At 65.8% G+C, this 25,344-nt stretch carries 22 protein-coding genes and 1 riboswitch; of the genes, 13 read left to right on the top strand and 9 right to left on the bottom strand.

Annotation, left to right across the window (positions count from 1 at the left end):
* Positions 1-12: 12 nt before the first annotated feature.
* Positions 13-681: a response regulator gene (locus ACR9ZJ_RS07395; RefSeq protein ID WP_481287374.1), complete on the top strand. Its 669-nt coding sequence runs from the start codon at positions 13-15 to the stop codon at positions 679-681.
* Here the strand turns inward: ACR9ZJ_RS07395 and ACR9ZJ_RS07390 are convergent.
* Positions 663-1,670 (bottom strand): glycosyltransferase family 9 protein, encoded by a 1,008-nt coding sequence (locus ACR9ZJ_RS07390; protein ID WP_481287373.1) that lies wholly within the window; start codon positions 1,668-1,670, stop codon positions 663-665. The two genes, ACR9ZJ_RS07395 and ACR9ZJ_RS07390, sit on opposite strands and share 19 nt — an antisense overlap.
* A gap of 329 nt (positions 1,671-1,999) precedes the next feature.
* On the opposite strand from ACR9ZJ_RS07390, the gene ACR9ZJ_RS07385 reads away from it, so the two are divergent.
* Together ACR9ZJ_RS07385 and ACR9ZJ_RS07380 are read left to right on the top strand one after the other, a co-directional pair.
* A complete protein-coding gene (locus tag ACR9ZJ_RS07385) occupies positions 2,000-2,611 on the top strand; it encodes an ABC transporter ATP-binding protein (protein WP_481287372.1) in 612 nt (203 codons plus the stop codon).
* Entirely contained in the window at positions 2,608-3,402 is a 795-nt protein-coding gene (locus ACR9ZJ_RS07380) for an ABC transporter permease (RefSeq protein ID WP_481287371.1), read from the top strand. The genes ACR9ZJ_RS07385 and ACR9ZJ_RS07380 overlap by 4 nt, the downstream gene beginning before the upstream one ends.
* 6 nt (positions 3,403-3,408) lie before the next feature.
* Here ACR9ZJ_RS07380 and ACR9ZJ_RS07375 read toward each other — a convergent pair whose 3' ends face one another.
* The gene (locus ACR9ZJ_RS07375; RefSeq protein WP_481287370.1) at positions 3,409-4,098 is read right to left on the bottom strand and encodes an aspartate/glutamate racemase family protein; all 690 of its coding nucleotides are present in this window, start codon (positions 4,096-4,098) and stop codon (positions 3,409-3,411) included.
* A 154-nt stretch (positions 4,099-4,252) separates the two neighbouring features.
* Between ACR9ZJ_RS07375 and ACR9ZJ_RS07370 the strand changes: the two genes are divergently transcribed.
* The 6 genes from ACR9ZJ_RS07370 to ACR9ZJ_RS07345 all read left to right on the top strand — a co-directional run bounded on the left by ACR9ZJ_RS07370 (position 4,253) and on the right by ACR9ZJ_RS07345 (position 8,547).
* On the top strand, positions 4,253-5,446 hold the full coding sequence (locus tag ACR9ZJ_RS07370) for an MFS transporter (RefSeq protein ID WP_481287369.1): 1,194 nt from the start codon (positions 4,253-4,255) through the stop codon (positions 5,444-5,446).
* Positions 5,447-5,501: 55 nt separating this feature from the next.
* The gene (locus ACR9ZJ_RS07365; protein ID WP_481287368.1) at positions 5,502-5,867 is read left to right on the top strand and encodes an ArsR/SmtB family transcription factor; all 366 of its coding nucleotides are present in this window, start codon (positions 5,502-5,504) and stop codon (positions 5,865-5,867) included.
* Positions 5,864-6,397 carry an SRPBCC family protein gene (locus ACR9ZJ_RS07360; RefSeq protein WP_481287367.1) on the top strand — a complete coding sequence of 178 codons (534 nt, stop codon included), beginning with the start codon at positions 5,864-5,866 and terminating at the stop codon, positions 6,395-6,397. Before ACR9ZJ_RS07365 ends, ACR9ZJ_RS07360 begins: the two co-directional genes overlap by 4 nt.
* Before the next feature lie 139 nt (positions 6,398-6,536).
* Entirely contained in the window at positions 6,537-7,310 is a 774-nt protein-coding gene (locus ACR9ZJ_RS07355; RefSeq protein WP_306850547.1) for an SDR family oxidoreductase, read from the top strand.
* A 16-nt stretch (positions 7,311-7,326) separates the two neighbouring features.
* Positions 7,327-7,566: a hypothetical protein gene (locus ACR9ZJ_RS07350; protein WP_481287366.1), complete on the top strand. Its 240-nt coding sequence runs from the start codon at positions 7,327-7,329 to the stop codon at positions 7,564-7,566.
* Between the two features lie 72 nt (positions 7,567-7,638).
* Positions 7,639-8,547: a LysR family transcriptional regulator gene (locus ACR9ZJ_RS07345; RefSeq protein WP_481287365.1), complete on the top strand. Its 909-nt coding sequence runs from the start codon at positions 7,639-7,641 to the stop codon at positions 8,545-8,547.
* Positions 8,548-8,646: 99 nt separating this feature from the next.
* Here the strand turns inward: ACR9ZJ_RS07345 and ACR9ZJ_RS07340 are convergent, their stop codons facing one another.
* A complete protein-coding gene (locus tag ACR9ZJ_RS07340; RefSeq protein WP_481287364.1) occupies positions 8,647-9,546 on the bottom strand; it encodes a LysR family transcriptional regulator in 900 nt (299 codons plus the stop codon).
* Positions 9,547-9,685: 139 nt separating this feature from the next.
* On the opposite strand from ACR9ZJ_RS07340, the gene ACR9ZJ_RS07335 reads away from it, so the two are divergent.
* Complete coding sequence (locus ACR9ZJ_RS07335; protein WP_481287363.1) at positions 9,686-10,222, top strand: ester cyclase; 537 nt, start codon at positions 9,686-9,688, stop codon at positions 10,220-10,222.
* 1 nt (position 10,223) lies between these two features.
* Here ACR9ZJ_RS07335 and ACR9ZJ_RS07330 read toward each other — a convergent pair whose 3' ends face one another.
* Complete coding sequence (locus ACR9ZJ_RS07330) at positions 10,224-10,937, bottom strand: pirin family protein (RefSeq protein ID WP_481287362.1); 714 nt, start codon at positions 10,935-10,937, stop codon at positions 10,224-10,226.
* Positions 10,938-10,977: 40 nt separating this feature from the next.
* Entirely contained in the window at positions 10,978-12,675 is a 1,698-nt protein-coding gene (locus ACR9ZJ_RS07325; protein WP_481287361.1) for an FAD-dependent oxidoreductase, read from the bottom strand.
* 200 nt (positions 12,676-12,875) lie between these two features.
* Here ACR9ZJ_RS07325 and ACR9ZJ_RS07320 point away from each other — a divergent pair, with 200 nt between their 5' ends.
* Both ACR9ZJ_RS07320 and ACR9ZJ_RS07315 read left to right on the top strand, forming a co-directional pair.
* A complete protein-coding gene (locus ACR9ZJ_RS07320) occupies positions 12,876-13,292 on the top strand; it encodes a heavy metal-responsive transcriptional regulator (RefSeq protein ID WP_481279956.1) in 417 nt (138 codons plus the stop codon).
* Complete coding sequence (locus ACR9ZJ_RS07315) at positions 13,289-15,613, top strand: heavy metal translocating P-type ATPase (RefSeq protein WP_481287360.1); 2,325 nt, start codon at positions 13,289-13,291, stop codon at positions 15,611-15,613. The genes ACR9ZJ_RS07320 and ACR9ZJ_RS07315 overlap by 4 nt, the downstream gene beginning before the upstream one ends.
* A gap of 210 nt (positions 15,614-15,823) precedes the next feature.
* On the opposite strand, the gene ACR9ZJ_RS07310 is transcribed toward ACR9ZJ_RS07315, so the two are convergent.
* From ACR9ZJ_RS07310 to gcvP, 4 genes are all read right to left on the bottom strand, one after another.
* Positions 15,824-18,226 carry a GH92 family glycosyl hydrolase gene (locus ACR9ZJ_RS07310; protein ID WP_481287359.1) on the bottom strand — a complete coding sequence of 801 codons (2,403 nt, stop codon included), beginning with the start codon at positions 18,224-18,226 and terminating at the stop codon, positions 15,824-15,826.
* An 88-nt stretch (positions 18,227-18,314) separates the two neighbouring features.
* Positions 18,315-19,193: a bestrophin family protein gene (locus ACR9ZJ_RS07305; protein WP_481287358.1), complete on the bottom strand. Its 879-nt coding sequence runs from the start codon at positions 19,191-19,193 to the stop codon at positions 18,315-18,317.
* Complete coding sequence (locus tag ACR9ZJ_RS07300; RefSeq protein WP_448098206.1) at positions 19,190-19,855, bottom strand: carbonic anhydrase; 666 nt, start codon at positions 19,853-19,855, stop codon at positions 19,190-19,192. Before ACR9ZJ_RS07300 ends, ACR9ZJ_RS07305 begins: the two co-directional genes overlap by 4 nt.
* A gap of 87 nt (positions 19,856-19,942) precedes the next feature.
* Positions 19,943-22,813 carry an aminomethyl-transferring glycine dehydrogenase gene (gene gcvP / locus ACR9ZJ_RS07295; RefSeq protein WP_481287357.1) on the bottom strand — a complete coding sequence of 957 codons (2,871 nt, stop codon included), beginning with the start codon at positions 22,811-22,813 and terminating at the stop codon, positions 19,943-19,945.
* A gap of 42 nt (positions 22,814-22,855) precedes the next feature.
* Positions 22,856-22,948: riboswitch (glycine riboswitch) on the bottom strand.
* A 392-nt stretch (positions 22,949-23,340) separates the two neighbouring features.
* Between gcvP and ACR9ZJ_RS07290 the strand changes: the two genes are divergently transcribed.
* Complete coding sequence (locus ACR9ZJ_RS07290) at positions 23,341-25,323, top strand: ricin-type beta-trefoil lectin domain protein (RefSeq protein ID WP_481287356.1); 1,983 nt, start codon at positions 23,341-23,343, stop codon at positions 25,321-25,323.
* Positions 25,324-25,344 lie beyond the last annotated feature (21 nt).

The raw sequence follows: 25,344 nt of genomic DNA, 5'->3' as shown, positions 1-25,344 counted from the left end.
CCGTGGACGCAGATGGAGGTTGTCATAAACATTATTGTCGTCGAAGGTGATCCAGCGCTCGGTGCCGCCATGGCTCGCGTGCTCGGACAGATGACGTATACGGTGACGTGGCTACGGTGCGGCGCGGAATTGTTGGAAGCACTTCGACTGCGCCATGTCGACCTGGCCTTGTTCGACGTCGACATGGCACGGGACCATGGCCTGGATATCCTGCGTCAGGTCCGTCGCCTCGGCATTCGTACGCCGCTGCTGGTCATGACGGCATGCGAGGTGGTCGAAAGGCGCATCGCCATTCTCGACGCCGGTGCCGACGACTGTCTCACCAAACCCTTTGACCTCGATGAACTCACGGCGCGTGTCCGCTGCCTTGCGCGCCGTGCCCGTGGGTTCGCCGATAACGTTATCGAGCTGGGGGACCTGTCGATGAACCTTTGCTCCCTGGAAGTCACCTACGGGGGGCGGCGAATCGAACTCACCCGTCGTGAGTTCTCACTATTGCAGATGCTGGTGGAACGGGCGGGACGCATCGTCCGCCGCGAGGTGATCGAGACATCGATCTATGGTTGCGACGCGGAGGTCGGCCCGAACGCGCTCGAAGTCCTCGTGCATGGCCTGCGAAGGAAAGTGGGGCCCGGCGCGATCCGTACCGTGCGTGGCTTCGGCTACATGGCGATGCCTTGACGCAGGTGGGCGGCGACGCGTATCGCCGCGGCGAGTGGACAGCCTTCATCGCTGCGGAAGCCCATGTTGCGTCCGCCGAAGGGCGCATAGCGGTCGGGATCGGTGGCGCCGAAGATGCCGATCGTGGTGGCACGGGTCGCCGCCGCCAGGTGCATTACGCCGCAATCGGCGCTCACGTAGATGTCGGCGGCATCGATGAACGCGGCGAGCTTGCGTGGATCGCTGGTGAAATAGGTCGGGTAGGCATTGCCGGTGCGCGATTGGCCATCGGCCGCCACCAGTTCGACGATGCGAAACGGCCCGGCACGATCGGCGAGTTCATCGACGAAGGCTTGCCACCACGTGGCATCGAGTCGCTTGCGGCCCGTCGCGTTCGGGAAGATCGTCAGCGTCGGAGCGCCGTTGGCAGGCGTGCCTTGCAGGACGCGTTGCAGCGTGGCCGCGCCACGTTCGCGTTCCGCTGCCGACAGCCGGAGGTCGAGCGTGGGGATGGGGTCGAGCCTTGCCTCGCCCAGTGCCCGCCGAAGCGCATGCACCGGCCGTGCCGCGAAATGTGCCGGCGCGTCGCCGCCGGTTCCCTCGACGCGTACCTGATAACGCGCCTTCGCCATGCCGGCGGCGATACGCCCGGAGGACGATCCCGAAGCCGCGTCTATGACCAGGTCGTAGCGCTTGCTGGCGAGCCGGCGCAACGTCCGCACGGTGGCCAACGGGCGCCGCAACGCGCGACGGTCCATGAGGAACAGTTCACCGATCGTGGCGAAGCCGCCGAGTATGCCGCGGGTCGCCTCGCCGGAGCCGAGCACGTCGACTTCCGCGCCCGGAAAGTGGCGTTCGATCTCGCCCATCAGGGACGTGAGCAACACCGTGTTGCCCAGGCGGTGATTCGGACGGCAGACCAGGATGCGCTGGATGCCGATGCGCGGCAGCTGCCCGTGGCCCACGACGTTGTTCCGTGCCGGCAGGAGGTGTCGCAGCAGCCATGCCACGACGCTTCGCCGGAAAGCGTGGCCCCTACCGTGCAGCGGTGTGCGCGCCACGACCGGTTCTACTCGCTTGGCTGAAACGACCGTCGACATGAAGGGTCTCGTGCATGCCCCGTGATCCGGGCGTTCCCGCTACGATGCCAAAGCCAGCTTAGATGCAGCTGTCCGTTTGATGACGATGTGCTTACAGCGCGCATTCCGGTCCAAAGCATGAGCTAAGCGGCTGGTAACACCATGGCAACATGGCCGCGACTGGCTGGCGAAAGCGGTCATCGCCACCATGTCGCGCCTTGGGCACGACACCTTCATCCGCAGGAACATGACGCACCGCGATGCCCCAACCGCAATTACTTTCTGTCGAGGAACTGAACGGATTCGGCGTCGGCCCGGTGTCCATCACCCTTGCCACGGGCGAACGGGTGGCGATCATGGGCGCGTCCGGTGCGGGAAAATCACTGCTGCTGCGCTTGCTGGCCGACCTCGACCCCGGCGAAGGAAGAGTCGTCCTTGCCGGGGAGCCACGCGAGACGATAGCGGCTCCGAACTGGCGCCAACGCGTGATGCTGGTACCCGCGCAGGCGGGTTGGTGGGCTCCCACGGTGGACGGGCATTTCGAGCCTGCGATGATGGATACGGCGATGGCGATGGCCGTGCGCCTCCTGCTTCCCCAGGACATCATGAAACGCGAGGTCCGCGTGCTATCCACCGGCGAACGGCAGCGCCTGGCCCTGGTCAGGGCATGGGTGAGGCGGCCCGAGGTGCTCCTGCTCGACGAGCCGACCAGCGGGCTCGATCCCGCGGCGACCGCGGCCGTGGAAGCCTTTCTGGTCGAGTGCAGCGGGAAAGGCGTCGGCATCGTCATGGTGACGCACGACGCCACGCAGGCCCGGCGCATGGCCGGCCGGACATTCACCATGAACCAGGGAAGGCTCACTCCGGCATGAACGTGATTTCGTTGCATCCCTACGACCTCGCGATGGCGTCGACGCTGATCCTGCTCGACGCGGCGCTCTCGCTGGTCTTCCGCCTGCGGCTGCATCGCGGGTTGCTGCTGGCGGCGTTGCGCATGGTGGTGCAGCTGGTCGCGGTGGGTTTCGTGCTCCGCTACGTATTCGCCGTGGGCGAAGCATGGCTGACCCTGCTGGTGATCGTCGCGATGGTGCTGGTGGCCGCGCGCGAAGCGGCGGCGCGGCCCGTGCATCGTCTTCGACGTGGTGGCTTTCTCATCAGTCTCGCCAGCGTCGCCACGCCGGCCTTGCTGACGTGCCTGTTCGCGCTGCTGACCGCCATTCGTCCGCACCCGCTGCTTTCACCGCAGTACGCGATCCCATTGGCGGGCATCATCCTCGGCAACGTGCTCAACTCGGCGAGCATCGCCTTCAGCGGCGTGCTCGATGGCGTCGGCGTGCAAGCGTCGGCGATCGAGGCGCGGCTGATGCTCGGCGATACCTACCGCGCCGCCACGGCCGAACTGGGCCGGGACGCCATCCGCCGCAGCATGATTCCCATCGTCAACCAGATGAGCGCCGCCGGTGTCGTGACGCTGCCCGGCATCATGACCGGCCAGATCCTCGCCGGTCTCGATCCGATGGAGGCGGTGAAATACCAGATCCTGCTGATGTTCCTGCTCGCTGGCGGCAGCTGTCTCGCGTCGATGGTGGCGGTATACCTCGCGGCGGCGCGATTGACCGATAACCGGGGCCGGCTCCGGCTCGACCGGCTCGCGACGCGTTGAGGCCGCTCAGCCGAGCGCGTGGCGTGCCGCGGCTCGCGCATGGATGGCGGCGGTATCGAACAGCGGCACGCTGGCATCGTCGCCCTCCACCAGCAGGGCGACCTCGGTGCAACCGAGGATGATCGCCTCGGCGCCGTCGTCCACCAGCCGGGACATCACCTGCCGGTAACGGTCGCGGGACTCGTCGCGGATGATGCCCTGGCACAGTTCGTCGTAGATGATCCGGTGCACGTCGTCGCGGTCGGCGTCGTCCGGCACGACCACGTCGAACCCCCGAGCGGACAGGCGGTCGCGATAGAACGCTTGCTCCATGGTGAAGCGCGTGCCGAGAAGGCCCACGCGGCGGATCGCGTGATCGGAGAGGGCATCGGCGGTGGCGTCGGCGATGTGTAGCAAGGGCAACGGGGTGGCGCGCTCGATCGCGTCCGCCACCCGGTGCATCGTGTTCGTGCACAGCACGAGGAAGTCCGCGCCGCCGGCTTCCAGCGAACGCGCCGCCGTCGCCATGGCTTCGCCGGCACCGTTCCAGTCACCGGCGTGCTGGAGGCGTTCGATGTCATGGAAGTCCACGCTATGGAGCAGGAGCCGCGCGGAATGCAGGCCTCCCAACGCGTCCCGGATCGTTTCGTTGATGGTCCGGTAGTAGGGTAGGGTGGATTCCCAGCTCATGCCGCCGATGAGGCCGATCGTCTTCAAGTCATTGCTCCGCGCATGCCGTGGACATCAGCCCAGCATAGACGATGGCTGGCGCGGCGCGTGCAAGGAGGGACCAATTGCACAAGCGCACGTGGCCTTCCTGTCGGACACTACGATCATGTGTTTCGCATAACCCCATCGTCAGGAATCCCTCATGCCACCATCCATCGCCGAGCCGGCAAGCCTTCCCCGCGCCACCTTGTATGCGATGGCGCTGGCGGCGGGACTGGCGGTCGCCAACATCTATTACAACCAGCCGATGCTCGGCATCATGTCGAGGGATCTGCACGACGGCGCGGTGGAGCGGTGGATCCCGATGCTGACCCAGCTGGGCTACGCCGCGGGCCTTCTGTTCCTTCTGCCGCTGGGCGACGCGCTGGAACGGCGCCGGCTCATCGCCGTGCAGTTCATCGTGCTGTCGCTTGCACTGGTACTCGCTGCCATGGCCCCGGGGCTCGCCATGCTGGCGGTGGCCTCGGTGGTCGTGGGCGCGGCCGCGACGGTGGCGCAGCAGATCGTGCCCTTCGCCACGATCCTTTCCGCACCGGAGAAACGGGGTGCCGCGGTCGGCACGGTGATGAGCGGCTTGCTCACCGGCATCTTGCTGAGTCGTACGATCGCCGGCTTCGTCTCCAGCATGGCTGGATGGCGGGCGATGTTCTGGCTGGCCGTTCCCGTGGCCTTGATCGGCGCGGTGCTGATGGCGACGCGCCTGCCCGAGCATCGGCCCGCGCGCCGCGTGCCCTATCGCGAACTTCTGGGCTCGCTGGTGGGGCTGTGGCGCGCCGAACCGTTGCTGCGCCGCGCGGCGCTCACCCAGGCCGTGATCTTCGCATCGTTCTCGGCGTTCTGGACCGTCCTGGCGCTGCGCCTGGAACAACCACCCCTGCATCTCGGCGCGGCGACCGCGGGTCTGTTCGGCATCGTCGGCGCGGTGGGTGTCGCGATGGCGCCGGTCGCGGGACGCATCGCCGACCGTCGCGGTCCCTGGCTGGTGATCGCCATGGGCGCGGCGGCGACCGTGGTCGCCTGGGCCGTCTTCGCTCTGTGGACGAGCCTTGCCGGACTCATCGTCGGCGTGATCCTGCTCGACTTCGGCGTGCAGATCGCGCTGGTCTCGCACCAGCACCTCATCTACGGCCTGCACCCGGAGTTCAAGAGCCGGCTCAATACGCTTTTCATGACGACGATGTTCCTCGGTGGTGCCGCGGGTTCCTTCGTCGCCGCCGAGGCGTGGCGACGGGCAGGATGGCTGGGCGTATGCGTGCTAGGTGGAGGCCTCGCCGTCGTCGCGCTGATCTCGCGGATGCTGCACCGGCCGGCACCGCATCCCGTGCACGACGCCTGAAAATAATTCAACCAAGTGGTTGACTAACGAGTGGTCCACGCGTACATTCAACCTCATGGTTGAATTAGACGCCCCGCAACTGGACCCGGTTTTCCACGCCCTCGGCGATCGCACGCGGCGGCACATGCTGCGTGAGCTTGCCGCTGGCGAGCGGACCGTGGGCCAGCTCGCCGAACCCTTCGCGATGTCGCTCGCGGCCGCCTCCAAGCACATCAAGGTGCTGGAAAACGCGGGCCTGATCCGCCGCGAGGTACGCGGACGTGTCCATATCTGCCGACTCGACTCTGGCCCCCTGGCCAGCGTGAGCGAGTGGCTGGCCTTCTACGAGCGCTTCTGGACCGACCGTCTGGGCGTGCTCGACCGGCTCCTGCGCCAAGCCGACGCCCACGAGCCCCCGACCTCCAAAGGAGACAAGTCATGACCGACCTGGCCACCCCCGATACCTATGGCACGCTGATCGAACCCACCACGTTGAAGATCCAACGCGTCCTGCCAGGACCGATAGAGCGGGTCTGGGCCTACCTGACCGAGGGCGACCTGCGTCGCCAGTGGCTGGCGAGCGGCGAGATGGAAATGAAGGTGGGATCGACCTTCGAGTTCGTCTGGCGCAACGACGAACTGACGAATCCGCCCGGACAGCGGCCACCCGGATTTTCCAGTGAGCATCGCATGGAAGGCTCCATCACGGAGGTCGATCCGCCGCGCAAGCTGGCGATCACCTGGGGAGGCACGGGTGGCGTCAGCTTCGAACTGGAGCCCAGAGGTGACCAGGTCCTCCTGACGCTGATCCACAGCCGCGTGCTCGACCGTACGATGCGATTGAACGTCAGCGCGGGCTGGCATATGCACCTCGACGTGTTGGTGGCGCGCATGGAAGGTACCCAGACCGGGCCGTTCTGGGATGGGTGGTTACGGTTGAAGGAGGAGTATGACGGGAGGCTTCCTGCCTGAGGGAATCTCCTGCGCCGTGTCCTTCATGAGCATCCGATTGGGTGGTTTTCCTGGATGATTCATCCAGCCGTGGGTCGTTTATCGGCGGGATGAAGGGGCCTAAGCTCGAACCTCCATCGGCTCATGAAGGAGATATCCCATGGCAGACCATTCCATCAAAGGCAAGGTCGTTCTCATCGCTGGCGGCGCCAAGAACCTCGGCGGCCTGATCGCCCGCGACCTGGCCGGACAAGGGGCCAAGGCCGTCGCGATCCACTACAACAGCGCGGCTTCCAAGGCAGACGCCGATGCGACCGTAAAGGCGATACAGGCCAGCGGAGCGCAAGCCGTGGCCTTGCAGGGTGACCTGACGACGGCCGCCGCTGTCGAGAAGCTCTTCACCGACACCATCGCCGCGGTCGGTCGGCCGGATATCGCCATCAACACGGTGGGCAAGGTGCTGAAAAAGCCGTTCACCGAGATCAGTGAGTCCGAGTACGACGAGATGACGGCGGTCAATTCCAAGACCGCCTTCTTTTTCCTCAAGGAAGCCGGCAAGCACGTCAACGACAACGGCAAGGTCTGCACGCTGGTGACCTCGCTGCTGGGCGCATTCACCCCGTTCTATGCCGCCTATGCCGGAACCAAGGCGCCCGTGGAGCATTACACCCGTGCGGCTTCCAAGGAGTTCGGCGCGCGTGGCATCTCGGTGACCGCGGTTGGCCCGGGTCCGATGGATACGCCATTCTTCTATCCGGCCGAAGGTGCCGACGCGGTGGCGTATCACAAGACGGCCGCGGCACTTTCCCCGTTCAGCAAGACCGGCCTCACGGATATCGAGGACGTCGTCCCCTTCATTCGCCACTTGGTCAGCGATGGATGGTGGATCACCGGCCAGACCATTCTCATCAATGGTGGCTATACCACCAAGTGAGGAAACCGTGCGCACAGTGATTGTCATCGCCATTGGTCTGGTGCTGGCTGCGTTGTTCGTGCGGCTGATGTCCGCATCGCACCGCACCTTGGCCGCCAGCTTGTTCACCTTGATATGGCTTGCCGTCTCGGCGTGGAACCTGCGCATCGGCCTGGCCCACGGCTACAGCTTGTCTGAGGAACTGCCAATCCACCTTGCCCTGTTCGGTGTTCCAGTACTATTCGCCTGGGGTTTGTGGTGGTTTCGCCATGCGTGAAGGCGGCTGCACGGGGACCTCGCTCGCGGGCTGACTTCGGGGTCGGGCACGGGTATTCGACAGGTCAGGTGCATGGACAGATTCGATCAGTACCGCGTGTTCGCCCAGGTGGCGGAGATGGGCAGCTTCATCAAGGCGGCGCATGCCCTCGATGTGCCGCGGGCGTCGGTGTCCGCGGCCATCCAGCGGTTGGAGGCCCAGTTGGGCGTGCGCTTGCTGCATCGGACGACGCGGCAGGTGCGGCTGACGGCCGATGGGGAACAGTTACTGGACCGCGTGCGGCCGTTGCTGGCCGAAGTCGAAGACATCGATCAGTTGTTCCAGGCCAGTCGGCGGCAGGTGTCGGGACGACTCGTCGTCGATGCACCGAGTCGCATCGCCCGCCGCCTGATCGCCCCGGCATTGCCTGGTTTGTTGCGTCGCCATCCACGCCTTCAATTGGTCCTGGGCTCGACCGACCGTGTCATCGATCTCGTGCAGGAAGGGGTGGACTGCGCGGTACGCATCGGCGCGCCGCATGACAGCAGCCTCGTCATCCGTCCGCTGGGTCATATCGCCTTGGTCAACTGCGCGAGCCCGGCTTACCTGCGTGAGCACGGCGAACCGACTCGGCCTGACGAGCTGCAGGACGGACATTCGGCCGTAGGCTATGCGTCGCCGAAGTCGGGCAGGGCATTACCGTGGGAGTACCTGTCCGACGACGATAGCGAGCAGCTGGCCGACATATCCAGCAGGGTCGTCGTGAACAATGCGGAAAGCTATATCGCCTGCTGCCTCGCCGGCCTTGGACTCATCCAGGTTCCGCGCTTCGACGTCCAGCACCTGTTGGATTCGGGCGACCTGGTCGAGGTGATGCAAGGCTATCGTGCGGCTCCGATGCCGGTGTCATTGCTGTACCCGCATCGACGGCAGCGGTCGCGTCGGCTGGCGGTTTTCCAGAAGTGGTTTGAAGCGTTGATGCAGCCGCACCTGGATGCCTGAACGGGAAACGCGACCGCGTCGCTACGTGCCATGTCTTGCTTGCCACCGTGAAGAGCCGGACCTTGCCGGCAACTCTCGACGGTGAGGGGCCAGCCTCGGTTACTTCCGAAGGTCGCCCCGGAACGTATTCACCATTGCATCCAGGAATACACGCGCCTTCCGCGGCATGTTCGTCCGATCGGGGAACAGCGCGACGATGGGCAGGTCGCCACCATTCCAATCGGGTAGCACGCGTTCCAGCCGTCCCGACGCAAGGTCGTGGGTGACGTCGACGATCGACTTCAACATGATGCCGAGCCCGGCGACACACCAGTCGTGCAAGGCATCGCCATTGTCGACACGCATGCGGGCCGGTGCCGGGATCGATTCCGTCGTGCCATCGGGGCCGTGCAGGCGCCACGGCGCGACGGAATCGCCGTAACGCAGCAGGTCGTGGTTGCGCAGATCCGACGGCGTCGAAGGGCGTCCGTGGCGATCGAGATAGGCGGGCGCGGCGACGAGGACACGCGAGTTGTCGGCGATCCTGCGCATGGCGGCGCTGCTGTCCACGAGTCCGCCGCCGATGCGGATGGCCACGTCCATCGCGCCACCCACGACATCCACTACTTTGTCGTCGAGGGACAGCGATATGGCGAGCTGCGGATAGCGGCGCGTGAGTTCCCCCAGGATGGGCACCACGTGCCTGCGCCCGAACGATACCGGAGCGGATACTCGTAATGTCCCAACCGGTTCGTCGCGACCGGTCGCCAACAGTTCTTCGCCCTGGCGGATCGCTTCCAGGGCGCGATCTATCTCGACCATCAGGCGCGCACCTTCTTCCGTCGGGGAGAGGCGGCGCGTCGTCCGGTTGACGAGGCGCACCCCGGTGCGCCGCTCCAGCGTGGCGAGCCGCTTGCTCACCACGGCGAGGCTGACGCCCATGGCGTTCGCGGCGGCTGTGAGCGAACCAGATGCCATTACCTGCTGCAACGTTCGAAGTTCGTTGAGATCGTCGAGCATGTTGCCTCGCAGTTGAGACTGACTCAGATGGTCGCGTAATTACATGTCTTTCAGGAAATGATTATGTTGTTGGCATGCGCCCGGCGGCAAGGCCCCTGGGCGTCAAGCCGCCCCCTGAAACCCGAACGAAGGACCATTCATGCGTACTCTTTTTGCCATTGCCCTGGCGCTTGCGGCCCCGTCCTGTTTCGCCGCGCAGGTGGACGACCGCGCGGCGGTCGCCATCGCGAAACCCCAGGAGCTGATCGTCGACAAGAGCCTTTCATCCACGTCCGTGGACGTCTTGCTGGCTCCCGTGGATGCGTTCTACGGCTTCTGGAACAACGGCAGCGCGCAGCTACTTTCCAAGGCGCTGTCGCCTTCGTTCGTCGACCACACGTTGCCATCCGGCAGGCCGCAGGGCCCGACCGGTCCCATGGTCGCCTCGAAGGCGTTCCTCGCCGCGGTTCCCGACTTGAAGGTGGCCGTGGTACAGCGCCTGGTGGTCGGCGACCGGGTGGTCAGTCATCTACGTTTTACCGGCCACTTCAGTGGTGAGTTCATGGGGCGGAAGGGCGAAGGGCAGCCGATCGACTTCATCGCCACCGATATCCTGCGTGTCGGTGGCGGTCGGATCACCGACAATTGGCACCTCGAAGACAACCTCGCCTTCATGCGCCAGATCGGCGCGATTTGACTTAGCGAGGCGGCTGCAACTCGCCCATGTCGAACAGCAGCACCTCGCCGTCCACGCCATCGGAGAGCACGACGCGCTCCTCGCCGGTGATCTTGGCAGCGTCGCCCGCGGACAGCGGATGGCCATTCACATGCACGCTGCCACGGACCACATGCACGTACACAAGACGCTCGAAATCGATCGTGTGATGCGCGGTTTCGTCGGGGCCGAAGAGTCCCGCGTAGATCCGGACATCCTGGTGAACCGTCACCGATCCGTGTTCGCCGGACTGGCTCGCGACCAGGCGCAACTTGCCGCGCTTTTCCGCATCCGGAAAGAACTTCTGCTCATAGCCGGGCGCCAGGTTCAGCTGGTTGGGGATGATCCATATCTGCAGGAAATGCGTTTCGGTGACCGCGTTGTTTTCCTCCGAATGGGTCACGCCATGGCCGGCGCTCATGCGCTGTACTTCGCCAGGCCGGATCACGACGGCATTGCCCATCGAATCCTTGTGCGCCAGTTCCCCTTCGAGGACGTAGCTGATGATTTCCATGTCGCGATGGGAGTGCGTGCCGAAACCGGCTCCGGCGGCGACGCGATCCTCGTTGATGACGCGCAGCGGACCGAAGTGGACGTGGTCTTCGTCACGGTAGTCGGCGAACGAAAAGCTGTGATGCGAATCGAGCCAGCCGTGGTTGGCGTGGCCGCGTTCGGAGGCGTGGCGGATGACGAACATGGGTGTCTCCAGGAAGAAAGTGTTTGCTGCGGCCGATGGCTCAGGCCATGGCGGCAGGGGAGGCGGGTATGGCGGTGGGCAAGGAGTCGTGGCGGATCGACGCGAGGTATTCGTGCACCGCCTGGATCACGGCCGATCCCTCTCCGACGCCGGATGCGACGCGTTTCACCGATCCTGAGCGCACGTCGCCCACGGCGAATATGCCGGGGCGGCTGGTGGCATAGGGCGAGGCCGCGGGTACGCCGGCGCAGGCCCGACCGGTTTCCACGAAGCCCTTCGCGTCGATGCCCACGCAATCACCGAGCCAGTCGGTATTGGGATCGGCACCGATCATCACGAACACGTTGCCGACCGGATGAACGACGACTTCGCCGGTGTCACGGCGACGGCACGCCACCGATTCGAGGTGCTCGTCGCCCTCGAAACGGACGATCTCGCTGCGGACGTGCAGGGTGATTCGCGCGGAATGCGCGATCCGTTCGATCAGGTAGTTGGACATCGTCGCCGCCAGGCCGTCCGCACGGACGAGTAGGTGGACCATCGACGCCGTGCGCGAGAGGAAGACGGCCGCTTGTCCCGCCGAGTTGCCGCCGCCCACGACGATCACCTCCTGTCCCTGGCACAACTTCCCCTCCATCGGCGTCGCGGCATAGTGCACGCCACTGCCCTCGAATCGTCCGTAGTCCACGGCGGAAAGCTTGCGGTAGCGTGCCCCCGTGGCCACGACGATGGCATGTGTGCGCACTTCTTCGCCGCCCTCCAGCTTCAGGCGATACGGATGCTCGTCGCATTCGAGGGAACGGACGAAACGAGAGATGGCTAGCCGCGCCCCGAATTTCTGCGCCTGGATGTGGGCGCGTCCCGCCAGTGCCTGTCCCGAGATGCCGGTAGGGAAGCCCAGGTAGTTTTCGATACGTGACGACGTGCCGGCCTGGCCACCCGGGGCAAGGCCCTCGATGACGATGGTGTTCAGGCCTTCGGAAGCCGCATAGACGGCGGCGGCGAGTCCCGACGGACCGGCGCCCACCACCACCACGTCGTAGACCAGCGCGCCGTCGAATGCCTCGGTCAGGCCGAGACGATCGGCCAGTTCGGCGGTGGAGGGCCGGCTGAGAGCGCTCTGATCGGGGAAGATCACCACCGGCAGTTGCTCAGCCGTGGTTCCCATGCCTTCGAGCACCTGGTCTTCGGCGCCGGCATCGGAGGTATCGATCAGGCGATGCGGATAGCCGTTGCGAGTGAGGAAGCGCTGCAGGGCGAGCGTCGCGGCTTCATGTGCACCGCCCACGATGAGTACACCGCCGGTACCGTTCTGGATCAACCCGACACGGCGCAGGATCAGTGCGCGCATGACGATTTCGGCGATGTCCGGTTCGGCCGCCAGCATGCGCTTCAGGGCGTCGCGCTCGATCTTGATGACGCGCGTTCCGGCACCGGCTCGCGCATAGACCAGGACTTCCCGCTGGTTCAGGAGATCCAGTTCGCCGGTGAATTGCCCATGGGTATGGGTCGCGAAGACGACGGGCTGGCCGGAGGCGTCGAGATCGAACACTTCGACGGTACCCGCCACGACAACGAAGAAGCACACCGCGCGCTCGCCACGCGCGTACAGAAGCGTATCCGCCTGGAAATCCTGCTCGACGCCGTAGTGACGCGCCGTGTCGATCATGGACTCGTCGAGGCGTGGAAAGATCTGCGCCGTCCGCGCATAGGGATCGTTTGGATCGATGGTGTTCACGTCCGCACCTGGAAGGACAGCGATGGTCGGTCTAACTGTAGTGTCGGCATGGAATGGCTGATTGAAGAAATCGTACCCCTGCCAGAGCCTCGCCCGACGATGGAGGTCGCTGGCGCCACGACGGTCCTGGTTAACGCGGAAGCGTCGCCACTTACAGTCTCTTGACTCTAGACCTAGATCAAGGGTCTAGACTTGGCCTCATGAACACTCAAACCGCCCTCACCATCGGCCGCATCGCGCAAAGCGCGGGCGTCGCCATCGACACCATACGGTTCTACGAGCGGGAAGGGCTCCTGCCCGAACCCCGGCGACGGCCCTCGGGATACCGCGAATACGACCAGAGCGCCGTTTCGCGGTTGCGGTTCATTCGCCGGGCCAAGGACCTGGGCTTCACCCTGGAGGAAATCCGCGAACTGCTGGCCCTGTCGGCCGACCGGCATGGCGGCGTGGAAGGCGTGCGCGAGCGCGCCTCGGCCCGCTTGCGGGCGATCGACGGGCGCATCGCGGAATTGCAGCGTGTGCGCGATGGCCTGGCCGAGCTGGTGGACGCCTGTCCGGGGCATGGCGCGCCGGAGGATTGCCCGATCCTCAAGGCGCTGGCGGAGCCGAACGCGTGAGCCGCGCTTGCTGTGCACACGACGCCGGCGCACAGGTCGACGTGGTGAAGGACCCGGTGTGCGGCATGACGGTGGACCCGGCGACCACGCCGCACCACGCCATGCATGAAGGCCACGATTACCACTTCTGCGGCGCGCGCTGCCGCGAGCGGTTCGTCGCCGAACCGGGCAAGTACCTTGGCCCGAAGGAGCCCGAACCGGTAGCGCCACCGGGCACCATCTACACCTGCCCGATGCATCCGGAGATACGCCAGGTCGGCCCGGGTTCCTGCCCGAAGTGCGGCATGGCGCTGGAACCGGCGATGCCGACACTGGATGACGACGACGGTGAAGTCCGTTCTCTCGGCCGCCGCCTGGGACTGCTGGTGGCCTTGACGGTCCCGGTGGTCCTCGTCGCGATGGGACCGCATCTCTTCGGCACGATGTGGCCCGAACCCTGGTCGTCGCTGGCGCGCTGGGGCGAGGCCTTGCTGGCGACCGTGGTGGTGCTGTGGGGCGGCGCACCGTTCTTTGTTCGTGGCTGGCGTTCGCTCGTGCCGTGGTCGCCGAACATGTACACGTTGATCGCGCTGGGTACGGGCGTGGCGTGGTTGTACAGCGCCGTGGCACTTCTCTTCCCGTCGTTGTTCCCGCCCACCATGCGCAACGCGCACGGCATGGTCGACGTGTATTTCGAATCGGCCGCGGTGATCGTCACGCTGGTGACACTGGGCGATTTCCTGGAACTTCGCGCACGCCGCCAGACCGGCGAGGCCTTGCGCGGCTTGCTCGGGCTGGTGCCGAAAACCGCGCGCCGGGTGGCCGGCGACGGTCGCGAGGAAGACGTGCCGCTGGACAGCCTGCGAGTCGGCGACCATGTGCGGGTGCGGCCGGGCGAAAAGGTTCCGGCGGACGGCAGCGTGCTGGATGGCGAGAGCCATGTCGACGAATCCATGCTCACCGGCGAAGCGATGCCGGTGGCGAAACGCATGCACGACAAGGTCACGGCCGGTACGCAGAACCAGCACGGTGCATTGACGATCCGCGTGGATCACGTGGGCGCGGACACGGTGCTTTCGCGCATCGTCGCGATGGTGGCCGAGGCGCAGCGTTCGCGCGCGCCCTTGCAGCGCGTGGCCGACAAGGTCGCCGAGTGGTTCGTGCCCGTGGTGGTGATCGTGGCGATACTCGCCTTCGCCGCCTGGTGGGCGGTGGGCCCGCAGCCCTCGCTGGCGCATGCGCTGGTGGCGGCGGTGTCGGTGCTGATCATCGCGTGTCCTTGCGCCCTGGGCCTGGCGACGCCGATGTCGATCATGGTGGCCAGTGGCCGCGGTGCGCAGGCGGGCGTGCTTTTCCGCGATGCGGCGGCGATCGAGACCTTGCGCGATATCGACACGCTGGTGTTCGACAAGACCGGCACGCTGACGGAGGGCAGGCCGGTGCTGACCGAGCTGCGCAGCTTCGGTCCCGATCGTGCGGAAGCGCTGGCGCTTGCGGCGGCACTGGAACGTCCGAGCGAACATCCGCTGGCCGCCGCCATCGTCGCCGCCGCCGAAGACGAGGGCTTGGATATCCCCGCGGTTTCCGGGTTCCAGGTGGCGGTGGGACGCGGCGTGAGTGGACGTGTGAACGGCCGCGATGTCGCGATCGGCAATGCGCGGCTGATGGAAGAGGAGCGCGTGGATGCCAGTGCCGCGCACGAAGCGGCTGGCAAAGCACGCGCGAAAGGTGCCACGGTGATGTTCCTCGCCATCGATGGCCGCCTGGCAGCGCTGCTGTCGCTTGCCGACGCGATCAAGCCTTCGACGAAGCCCGCATTGGACGCCTTGCACGCGGCGGGCGTGCGGCTGGTGATGTTGACCGGCGACAACGAAGTCACGGCGAGAGCCGTGGCCGCGTCACTGCCGATCGACGAGGTGCATGCGGGTGCGTCACCGGAGGACAAGGCCCATCTCGTTTCCTCGTTCAAGGCGAAGGGCTTGAAGGTGGCGATGGCGGGCGACGGCGTGAACGACGCGCCGGCACTGGCCGCCGCGGACATCGGCATCGGCATGGGCAACGGCAGCGACATCGCGATCCAGAGCGCGTCGGTGACCTTGCTCAAAGGCGACCTCGCCGGCATCGCAAGGGCGAGGGCCTTGTCGGAAGCCACCGTGAAGAACATCCGGCAGAACCTGTTCTTCGCGTTCATCTACAACGCGGTGGGCGTGCCGGTGGCGGCGGGTGTGTTGTATCCGTTGCTGGGGGTGACGTTGTCACCGATGATCGCCGCGCTGGCGATGAGCCTGAGTTCCGTATCGGTAGTGGGTAACGCGTTGCGCCTGCGGCGCGGTGCACTCTAAACGAAGAGCCTGCACCTCGACTCGAGGTGCGGGCTCTTGTGGGGCCTCTTTCTTGTGGGGCCTTTTCTTATGGGGCCCTTTTATGTGGGAGCCGCTTCAGCGGCGATGGGTGCTCGCGCCGACCTTGCCCGCTGCCGCGGGATCGCCGCTGAAGCGGCTCCCACAAATGAAGTGGCTTCTACAAATGAAGTGGCTCCCACGAACAGCCGGTCAGTGCTTGTCGAAGGAGGGTGGGGCGTCCGCGGGTTTCGTCGCCCATGAGGTGTTCGGCTTGTCCGACAGGTCGAATTCCAGCTTGCCGCCCTTCAGCGCGAACGACTCCGGTAGCCACGCGCGCGTGGACGTCTTGCCGTCCACCTTCAGCGCGGTGACATAGGGCTTGCCGATGCCCGCGTTCGGCGCTTCGATCGTCACGTCGCCGTTCTCGCGATGCACGACGGCGCGGGTGAACAGCGGGCTGCCGATCACCAGTTCCGCACGACCCGGAATCGAGGGGTATACGCCGAGCGCGGCGAACACGTACCAGGAGGACATTTCGCCCAGATCGTCGTTGCCGGGAATGCCGTTGGGTGCGTTGAGCCAGATCGTATCGAGCACGCGGCGGACGAGTTCCTGCGTCTTCCACGGCTGTCCGGCGTAGTTGTAGAGCCAGGGCGTGCCGATGGAAGGTTCGTTGTCCAACTCGGCGTGCAATGGCCCCGATCTGGTCACGGCGAAGCTGCCGTCCGGCTGGTAGAAGAAGGCGTCGAGCCGCTTGCGCGCCTTGTCCCGTCCACCCATGGCGTCGAACAGGCCGCCAACGTTGAACGGCACCATCCACACGTATTGCGCGGCACTGCCTTCGACGAAGCCGTCTTCCGTGGACGGTGTGAACGCGTGCGGGGTTTCCTTGTCGTCGTCCTTTACCAGCGCCCAACTGCCGTCGGCGTTGCGGTTGCGGATATAGCCGCCTTCCGGCGTCGCCTTCGGGTCGAAGAGGTTGCGCCAGTACTGCGCGCGTTCGAGGAAGCGGGCTGAGGTGGCGGTGTCGCCGAGGCGCTGCGCGAGCGCACTGATGCCGAATTCGGCGGCGACGGTTTCCAGCGTATCGGCGGCAGGCCCCCAGGCGGGTGCGCCGACGGGGATGTAGTGCAGCTTCAACCAGGCGTCGAGCCCGGGGCGCTGACCCACGCATTCGACCTCGCAGCCATCGTGCGAGGTATCGAGAGCGGTCGGATTGTCGGCGGCGTGTACCAGCGAGGCGAGAGCGCCCTTGACGTCGAAATCGCGTGCACCGAAGGCATGCATGCCGGCGATCGCGGCGGCGGACGGATCGCCGTTCATCACATGCGTGCCGCCGTTGTTATGCGTCCAGCGATCCCACACGCCATTATTCTGCTGCGCCTGGTTGTAGAGGCTCTGTGCGATGTCGCTGGCGGTCTTCGGTTCCAGCCACGCCACCAGTGGTAGCTGCGAGCGATAGACATCCCAGCCGGAGAAATTGGCGTACTGCGCCTTCTGATTTCCTGCGACGCGATGCACCGCGTTGTCGAAGCCGCGGTACTCGCCGTTGACGTCGCTGAAGACATTGGGATGCATCAAGGCGTGATACAGCGCGGTGTAGAACACCGTGCGCTGATCCGGTGTGCCGCCTTCGATGTCGATATGCGAGAGCCGCGCGTTCCAGGCGTCGACGGCCTTGTCGCGCAGGGCTTCGAACGTCGTGCCCTTCGGATTCTCGGCATCGAGGTTGGCCTGCGCGTTGGCGAGGCTGACATACGAGATGCCGACGCGAACGTTCACCGTGCCGGTTCCCTTGGCGAAGCCGACCCACGCACCGGAGCCCTTGCCCGTCGCCGGGAACCCTTTCTCGCCGTAGCCGGTACCGCCTTCCGCGTGCATGCCGCCCTTCTGCACGCTCGTGTCTTGCCATGTGCCTGTCGAGGCGAACGGCTGGTCGAATTCGGTGACGAAGTAGAGCGTGTAGTAGCTGCGCCGATCGGCTTCGTTGATGTAACCGCAGAAGTTGCCGCTGGTCACTTCGCCCATGATGCGCTTTCCGGCCTTGTCGACGGTGACGCTCGCCTTCTCGGAGCCGACCTCGGAATCGGAGGCGCGCACGAGCACGTTCGCCGGCTTGCCGGCGGGGAAGGCGAAGCGTGCCGCGCCCGAATGCAACGCGGCGGTAAGATCCACGGCGACGCCGTTGTCGAGCGTCACATGGTAGTGGCCCGCTTTCGCCGTTTCGTTCGCGTGCGAGAACTTCGCTGCGTACGCATGGCGGAAGTCCGTCGATGGCGAGACGGTGATCTCGTCCGTCACCGGCATGATCGGCACGTCGCCCGAGCCACCCGCGCAACCCCAACCTTCCACATTGGTGAGGCTGAAACCACGGATGGCATCGGCGCGGTACTCATAGCCGCCGGGTGCCGCGATGGGCGCCTTCTTGCCCGGCAGGGGCGAGGCTTCCGGACTGAACTGGAGCATGCCGAACGGAACCACCGCACCCGGAAAGACATTTCCTCCGTTCGTGGTGCCTATCAGCGGGTTCACCAGGGCGGCTGGGCCGGTAACGGCGCCAGCCAACGCGGGGACGAGGGCGGAGGCGAGGACGATCGGACGAAAGGCGCGCAAGGGTGGACCTCCGTGAAGCCGGGATTTATCTCGATTGAAATCGCTCGGCGACCGGTTGTCCCGTGCCAACGGTCATGCTTCGAACGGTTTACCAGAGGATGCCGTCGACCGGCTTCACCGGCTCCAGGCCATGCGCTTCGCCGAGGGAATCGCGCAGGTCGATCTCGATGCCGCGGGTGAGCGTCGTCAGCGGCACGTCGTCCTCGAGGTTCTCGAAGGGGTTCTGCATGTCGTTGCCGATCTGCAGGAGGGCCAGGAACAGGAAGCCGGCCACGGTGGAACCGAGCGGCGTGTACAGGCCCAGTGTCTCGACCAGCCCCAGCGGAAGGAGCAGGCAGAATCCGTGCGTGAAGATGGCTGGATACGTGGCGTACTGCTGCGGCAGTGGCGTGTTCTTGATCCGTTCCATGCCGCCCTGCGCATTGGAAATGTCGGACAAGGTGCGTGCGATGGCCGCGAGCAGGATGGGTTCGGGACGCGCTTCGCCGATCAATGTCGCCGTGCGCGCGTGGATGGCGTTCGGCACGTTGGCGACACCGCGCAACGAGGCGATTTCCTCGGCGGGAAGGCGCGTGCCCAGCTCATCCCACGGCGATTGCCGGCGCAGGTGCAGGCGTAGCGCGTGCACGTACGCGATCTGCCGGTGCACCACCGTCGCGGCGACCGTCCGGTCGGCAAGCAGCGTGACCGCCTCGCGGCCCAGCGTCCGCGAGGCGTTGACCATCGCGCCCCACAGCGTCCGCGCTTCCCACCAACGCGCATAGGCGGTGGTGTTGCGGAAGCTGAGATACACCGCCACGGCGGAACCGAGGAGGGTGAGGGGCAGGGCGGGGAATTCCGCCGTCCAGCGAGGATGCATGAAATACCACAGGGCGGTGACCGCGACATCCCAGGCCAGCAGCCAGATGAGCGGCCGTCCGACGTAGCGCAGGATATGCCCGAGGTGGGCTCGCCCCGGGAGGATCACGCGCCGTGCTCTCGCTTGATCGCTTCGGACAGGGGGAGGAAACGGTTGGCCGCCTCGTCGAGTATCGAAATGGTGCCGTCGCCGATGTCGTAGACCCAGCCTTGAAGCGTGATCGCATCGTTGGCCATGGCCGCGGCCACCGCCGGGTGCGTGCGCACGTGGGTGAGCTGCAGGCGCACGTTTTCCTCGATCACCGCCTGCATGGCCTCGGCGCCTTCCAGCTTGCGCGCGAACACGGCGCTCTTGGCCGCCTGCGCGTTGCGCAGCCATGCCTCGACCGTGGGCAGGTCCTTGGTGGAATCGGGATTGAGCAGGCCCTTCATGGCGCCGCAATCCGTGTGGCCGCAGATCACGATGTGGCGCACGCCGAGCACCATCACCGCGTATTCGACCACGGCGGACACGCCACCGAGCATCTCGCCATAACCGGGCACGATGTTGCCGATGTTGCGGCAGACGAAGAGTTCGCCGGGCTGGGTCTGGGTGATCATCTCCGGCACCACGCGGGAGTCGGCGCAGGTGATGAACAGTGTGTGCGGGCTCTGGCCTTCGGCCAGCTCGTCGAACAGGTGCTGTCGTTCGGGGAAGACCTTGTGGCTGAAGTCCTCGACACCCCTCAGCAGGCCTAGCAGGCTATCGTCGCGCGGCGTTTCCTGGGTCATGTGGTCACCTTGGAAGATCGCGCCGCCCGAACCGGGCGGCGCCAGGAGCGCAGTTTAGGGCAAAGCCGGCTCCCCAAGGAGGCGGTTTTACGCCTCCACGTCTTCCTTGTACGCATCGATCGGGATGCAGGCGCACATCACGTTCTTGTCACCATAGACGTTGTCCACGCGCGACACCGGCGGCCAGTACTTCGACAGCTTCAGCGACGGCAGCGGGAAGGCCGCAAGTTCACGCGGATAGGCGTGGGTCCACTCGCTGCCCGTGACCATGGTGGCCGTGTGCGGGGCGTTGCGCAGCGGGTTGTCCTCGCGGTCCAGGCGGCCGTCCTCCACCGCGCGGATCTCGTCGCGGATCTGGATCATGGCGTCGATGAAGCGGTCGAGCTCGTGCTGCGATTCGCTTTCGGTCGGCTCCACCATCAGCGTGCCGGCGACCGGGAAGCTCAGGGTGGGGGCGTGGAAGCCGAAGTCGATCAGGCGCTTGGCGACGTCTTCCGCGCCCACGCCGGTGGCGTCCTTGAGCGGACGCAGGTCGAGGATGCACTCGTGCGCCACCAGGCCGTTGCGGCCCGTGTACAGCGTCTTGAAGTGCGGCGCGAGGCGCTTGGCGATGTAGTTGGCGTTGAGCAGGGCGACCTGGGTCGCCTTGCGCAGGCCTTCCGTGCCCATCAGCGTGATGTACATCCAGGAGATCGGAAGGATCGACGCAGAGCCGAAGGTCGCCGCGCTGACCATGCCGACCTCACCCTCGCCGCCGAACGCGCGGGGCAGGAAGGGAGCGAGGTGCGACTTGACCGCGCACGGGCCGACGCCCGGACCGCCGCCGCCGTGGGGAATGCAGAAGGTCTTGTGCAGGTTGAGGTGCGAGACGTCCGAGCCCCACTTGCCCGGCTTGGCCACACCGACCAGGGCGTTCATGTTGGCGCCGTCGGTATAGACCTGGCCGCCGTGCTTGTGCACCGCTTCGCAGATGGCGACCACGTCTTCCTCGAACACGCCGTGCGTGGAGGGATAGGTGATCATGATCGCGGCGAGACGATCGGCGTACTTCTCGGCCTTCTCGCGGATGTCGTCGACGTCCACGTTGCCGTTCGCGTCGCAGCGGGTGACGACGACGGTCATGCCGCACATCTGCGCCGACGCGGGATTGGTACCGTGCGCCGATTCCGGGATGAGGCAGATGTCGCGATGGCCTTCGCCGCGCGAGCGGTGGTAGGCGCGGATGGCGAGCAGGCCGGCGTATTCACCCTGTGCGCCTGAGTTCGGCTGCAGGCTGACGGCATCGTAGCCGGTGCATTCCACCAGCATCGCTTCCAGCTCGTCGATCAGCTGCTTGTAGCCCTGCGCCTGGTCGGCCGGGGCCAGCGGATGGATGTTCGCGAACTCGGGCCACGTCACCGGGATCATCTCGGCGGTGGCGTTGAGCTTCATGGTGCACGAGCCCAGCGGGATCATCGTGCGGTCGAGCGCGAGATCCTTGTCGGCCAGGCCGCGCAGGTAGCGCAGCAGTTCGTGCTCGCTGTGATGCGTGTTGAACACCGGATGCTGGAGGAAGTCGACCTCGCGCAGCAGGTCCTTCGGCAGGGCGTCGTGGACCTCGGCGTCGAGCGCGTCGATGTCGCCGACGCTGGCGCCGAAGACACCGGCGAGCGAGACGATATCCGCGCGGGTGGTGGTCTCGTCGAGGCTGATGCCGACGCTGGACGCGTCGATGGCGCGCAGGTTGATGCCAGCGGCGGTGGCCTTGGCGTGGATCGCCGCGGCCTCGACACCGGTGACATGCAGCGTGTCGAAGAAGTCGCCGCCGACGGCGACACCGGCGTTGCGCAGCGCCGTGGCGAGGATCGCCGCGAGGCGGTGCGTGCGGCGCGCGATGCGCACCAGGCCTTCCGGACCGTGGTACACGGCATACATGCTGGCCATCACGGCGAGCAGCACCTGCGCGGTGCAGATGTTGGACGTGGCCTTCTCGCGACGGATGTGCTGCTCGCGCGTCTGCAAGGTGAGGCGATAGGCCGGCTTACCCTCGGTATCCACGGAGACGCCGATCAGGCGGCCCGGCATCGAGCGCTTGTATGCGTCACGGCAGGCGAGGTAGGCCGCGTGGGGGCCACCGAAGCCGTAGGGCACGCCGAAGCGCTGCGTGTTGCCCACCACGATGTCCGCGCCCCAGCTGCCCGGCGCGGCGATCAGGGTGAGCGCGAGCAGGTCGGTGGCGACGCAGACGACGCCGCCACGCGCGTGCGTCGCATCGGCCAGGGCCTTGTAGTCGTTGATGCGGCCGAAGGTGTTCGGGTACTGCAGCAACACGCCGAAGCTGTCCACCGTGGCGCCTTCGCCGTCGTCGCCCACATGCAGTTCGATGCCGATGCCATCGGCACGGGTGCGCAGCACTTCGAGCGTCTGCGGATGCACGTCCCGGGAGACGAAGAACACGTTCGACTTCGACTTGGCGGAGCGCTTGGCCAGCGCCATGGCCTCGGCCGCGGCGGTGCCTTCGTCGAGCAGCGACGCGTTGGAGATGTCCATGCCGGTGAGGTCGGCGACCATCGTCTGGAAATTGATCAGGGCCTCCATGCGGCCCTGCGAGATCTCCGCCTGGTACGGCGTGTACGCCGTGTACCACGCCGGGTTCTCGAGCACGTTGCGCAGGATCACGTTCGGCGTGAGCGTGCCGTAGTACCCCTGGCCGATGAAGCTGCGGAAGACGGTGTTGCGGTCGGCGATCGCGCGGATCTTCGCCAACGCCTCTTCCTCGGTGATCGCGGCGGGCAGGGCGAGCGGAGCAGGCGACTTGATCGAACCGGGAACGATGGCGTCGGTGAGCGCGTCGAGCGTGTCGTGGCCGACCACGCGCAACATCTCGGCGATCTCGGTGTCGTTGGGGCCGATGTGGCGCTCGATGAAGGCGCCGTGGTTCTCGAGGTCGCGCAGCGAAGGAGAGGTTTTATGGCTCATGGGCTTGGAGGCATCCGAAATAACGCGCCGTGCCGGCACGTGGGGCGCCCCTCTGTCCTTTTGCCTGAGAGTTTGGAGGCGGAGCCTCTTGCACCTTCGGCGCCGGATCGAACCGGTCTCTCCAGAGTGATGACCGCGCGGTGGTTTTGGGGCCTGAGCGATTACGGGCGTTGCGCCTTCGGCAGCGGGTCCTTCCGCTTCTCCCACCGTGCATTACCCGACCGATTATACAGGGGTGGAGGGCAGGGAAGAGGGCCGTCGATGGATGAGGCCGGGAGGAAACGGGCAGATGTCCAGGGCCCGCGTAGGCGATGCCCCGCGTCCCTGTGGGTGTCGGCGGCGATTCGCACGGAAGTTCCTGCCGTAGCGGAGTGGCCGTGTCGACATCTTCGCTCATCGTGTGGAGAACGGCGGGTAAATGTGCGTTTCTTCCCGTTGAGCAGGTGAGCTGGAGTGAGAATGCTCTCACTGGGTAGCGGCCAGACGGGACTAACGTCGAAACCGGACTACGCACAAGGAGGTCCCCCATGAGAATCCCCACTCTTGCTATCCGTTCCCTCACGCTGGCCATCGGTTTCGGTCTGGCCTTTCACGCGGCCGCGTCCGACCTGACGGCGGTCTCGACCCGGCTTGCCGCCTCCACCAAGGACGCGAACGGAAATCCCGCCCTGCCGTCATCGGCGACGCTGGTGGCTTTCGGTTCGCCGGTCGGCCCTTCGCGGCCGGACAACCGGGGCGCCGCGACGATGTCCGCCGCCAGCCTTCTGTCGGACGATATCGACCGGTTGTCGTCCCTGGCGCCCGGCGACGTGCTGGCGGTCCTGGACACGGACGTTCTTCCACTTGCCGAAGACCAGGCCGTGTCGTTGAAGCGATTGTTCGATGCTGGCGTTCCCGTCCTGTTGCGAAGCGACGGGCAAGCGCCGGCGGCTCCTTCCCTGATCACGTCGCTGTTCGGCATCGCGCCGACGGCCGGCGACGCCTTGTTCCATCGGAACGCGGATGGCGGGGTGGAGGTATTCGCCGCACCGGAAGGGCAGGAGGCGGGCGTGGCGAATCTTCTCTCGGCCATGATGGCCGGTGTGCGGCGGCAACCTGATCCGGCCGAGGGCGGGCAGTACCGCCTGGCGGCGGAGCCGGACGTGGCCGAGGGTGCGGCGGTGCTGCCCGCCCGGCATTTCGACGTCAACTTCGTCGATCCCTCCGGTGAGATAACGGGCGGTACCGGCATCGACATCGTGCGTAGCCGTACCCGCTCGACCGATCTCAAGCTCGTCACCTTGACATCGAAGGTTTCGGTGAAGCCGAGGCGCGCGGGCATTGTCGATGGAGGCCGGGATAGGAAGAACCTGTGGGGCGCCTACCTGCCATTGAAATACCGCCTTCAGCACAACCTGGCGGCGGATGGTGTCACGCCGACCTATCTGGATCACTTTCCCGTGACGGACGGCCGCACCGAATACACGCAGGTCGATACCGAGAATCGCGGTTTCACCATCGGCGGTTCCACCGGGACAGAGCTGAGTTCGACAGGCAAGCCCGACGACGTGCTCGCTTCGAAGGTCCCGTTCAATCTTTCCTTCGGTTACGAGCACAAGTGGCAAACGAGCCTCAGCATGACGTTCAAGGATTATTCGGTGCTGTCCGCTCCCGGTGGACCCGGTTCGGTGTCATGGGAGGCCTTGATCGCGCCAAAGCTGGTGAATGTCCTCGTCAAGCGCTGGGGTGCCGACCTGCCCCAGCTGACCGAGGAAAAGATGACATCGATGATGCGTGCCGCGGCGTTCAACACGCTATCCCAATGGAAGCTCCCGGGTGACTACGAGGGCATGGCCAAGGTAACCGTCTCCGGGGGCTACGACCTCGACACGAAAACGTGGTGGTGGGAGCGCACCAACGTGCGCCACGACAAGGGAGTGGATACACGGTCCGTGTTCGCCGACTTCGTACTGGACATGTCCGACCCGTACCTCTCCGCGGAGATCACGGTGCTGATCCGTAGCGCCACCGGTTCGGGCGCTTGCCTGCGCGACAACCAGGGCAGCGTGGGCCTGGCCCCCTGCAACGCGACCGACCGGCGACAGATGTGGGGGCTGGATGCCTCCAGCCGCTACGTCAATCGCGGCTCGCTCCGTTGCCTTTCCGTGCAGCCCGCCACCCGGAGCGTGATCACGGATACCTGCGAGAACATCACCTATGAGAAACAGTGGCAATGGCGGGCGGATCGACTCCACTCGCTGGTGGACCACGGCAACTACCGCCTCTATGTCGAAGGAGGCGCGGTGCACTATCACGCACCGGCGGGACGCTTCGAGGATTATCCCGTGAATCCTTACGGCTCTCCGCTCGAGCCATGGACGAACTATCCCAATTCCCCCCGTCCCGGCATCGATGTGCAGCCCGCTCCGCTTGGCGGCCGGCCACTGCAGATCGGGCCCGAATGGGCTTCGTTCCAACGGGTCGGTGAGGATCAGCGCTGGCGCGTCGAGATTCTCCGGACGGGGTTGTAGCGTCTTTCTGAACCCCGGAAA

Source organism: Luteibacter sp. KNZ12-1A (genome assembly GCF_056755675.1).
Note: the sequence above shows the minus strand (reverse complement) of the source record. Positions and strands in the feature narration are given on the sequence as shown.

Bases quoted from the DNA above. Each gene is read 5' to 3' on its own strand.
- ACR9ZJ_RS07330 (WP_481287362.1), bottom strand. From the start codon at position 10,937: ATGTTCGTCATCCGCCACGCCTCCGAACGCGGCCACGCCAACCACGGC.
- ACR9ZJ_RS07360 (WP_481287367.1), top strand. From the start codon at position 5,864: ATGACCGACCTGGCCACCCCCGATACCTATGGCACGCTGATCGAACCC.
- ACR9ZJ_RS07365 (WP_481287368.1), top strand. From the start codon at position 5,502: ATGGTTGAATTAGACGCCCCGCAACTGGACCCGGTTTTCCACGCCCTC.
- ACR9ZJ_RS07370 (WP_481287369.1), top strand. From the start codon at position 4,253: ATGCCACCATCCATCGCCGAGCCGGCAAGCCTTCCCCGCGCCACCTTG.
- ACR9ZJ_RS07395 (WP_481287374.1), top strand. From the start codon at position 13: ATGGAGGTTGTCATAAACATTATTGTCGTCGAAGGTGATCCAGCGCTC.
- ACR9ZJ_RS07300 (WP_448098206.1), bottom strand. From the start codon at position 19,855: ATGACCCAGGAAACGCCGCGCGACGATAGCCTGCTAGGCCTGCTGAGG.
- ACR9ZJ_RS07385 (WP_481287372.1), top strand. From the start codon at position 2,000: ATGCCCCAACCGCAATTACTTTCTGTCGAGGAACTGAACGGATTCGGC.
- ACR9ZJ_RS07340 (WP_481287364.1), bottom strand. From the start codon at position 9,546: ATGCTCGACGATCTCAACGAACTTCGAACGTTGCAGCAGGTAATGGCA.
- ACR9ZJ_RS07345 (WP_481287365.1), top strand. From the start codon at position 7,639: ATGGACAGATTCGATCAGTACCGCGTGTTCGCCCAGGTGGCGGAGATG.
- ACR9ZJ_RS07355 (WP_306850547.1), top strand. From the start codon at position 6,537: ATGGCAGACCATTCCATCAAAGGCAAGGTCGTTCTCATCGCTGGCGGC.
- ACR9ZJ_RS07290 (WP_481287356.1), top strand. From the start codon at position 23,341: ATGAGAATCCCCACTCTTGCTATCCGTTCCCTCACGCTGGCCATCGGT.
- gcvP (WP_481287357.1), bottom strand. From the start codon at position 22,813: ATGAGCCATAAAACCTCTCCTTCGCTGCGCGACCTCGAGAACCACGGC.
- ACR9ZJ_RS07380 (WP_481287371.1), top strand. From the start codon at position 2,608: ATGAACGTGATTTCGTTGCATCCCTACGACCTCGCGATGGCGTCGACG.
- ACR9ZJ_RS07335 (WP_481287363.1), top strand. From the start codon at position 9,686: ATGCGTACTCTTTTTGCCATTGCCCTGGCGCTTGCGGCCCCGTCCTGT.
- ACR9ZJ_RS07320 (WP_481279956.1), top strand. From the start codon at position 12,876: ATGAACACTCAAACCGCCCTCACCATCGGCCGCATCGCGCAAAGCGCG.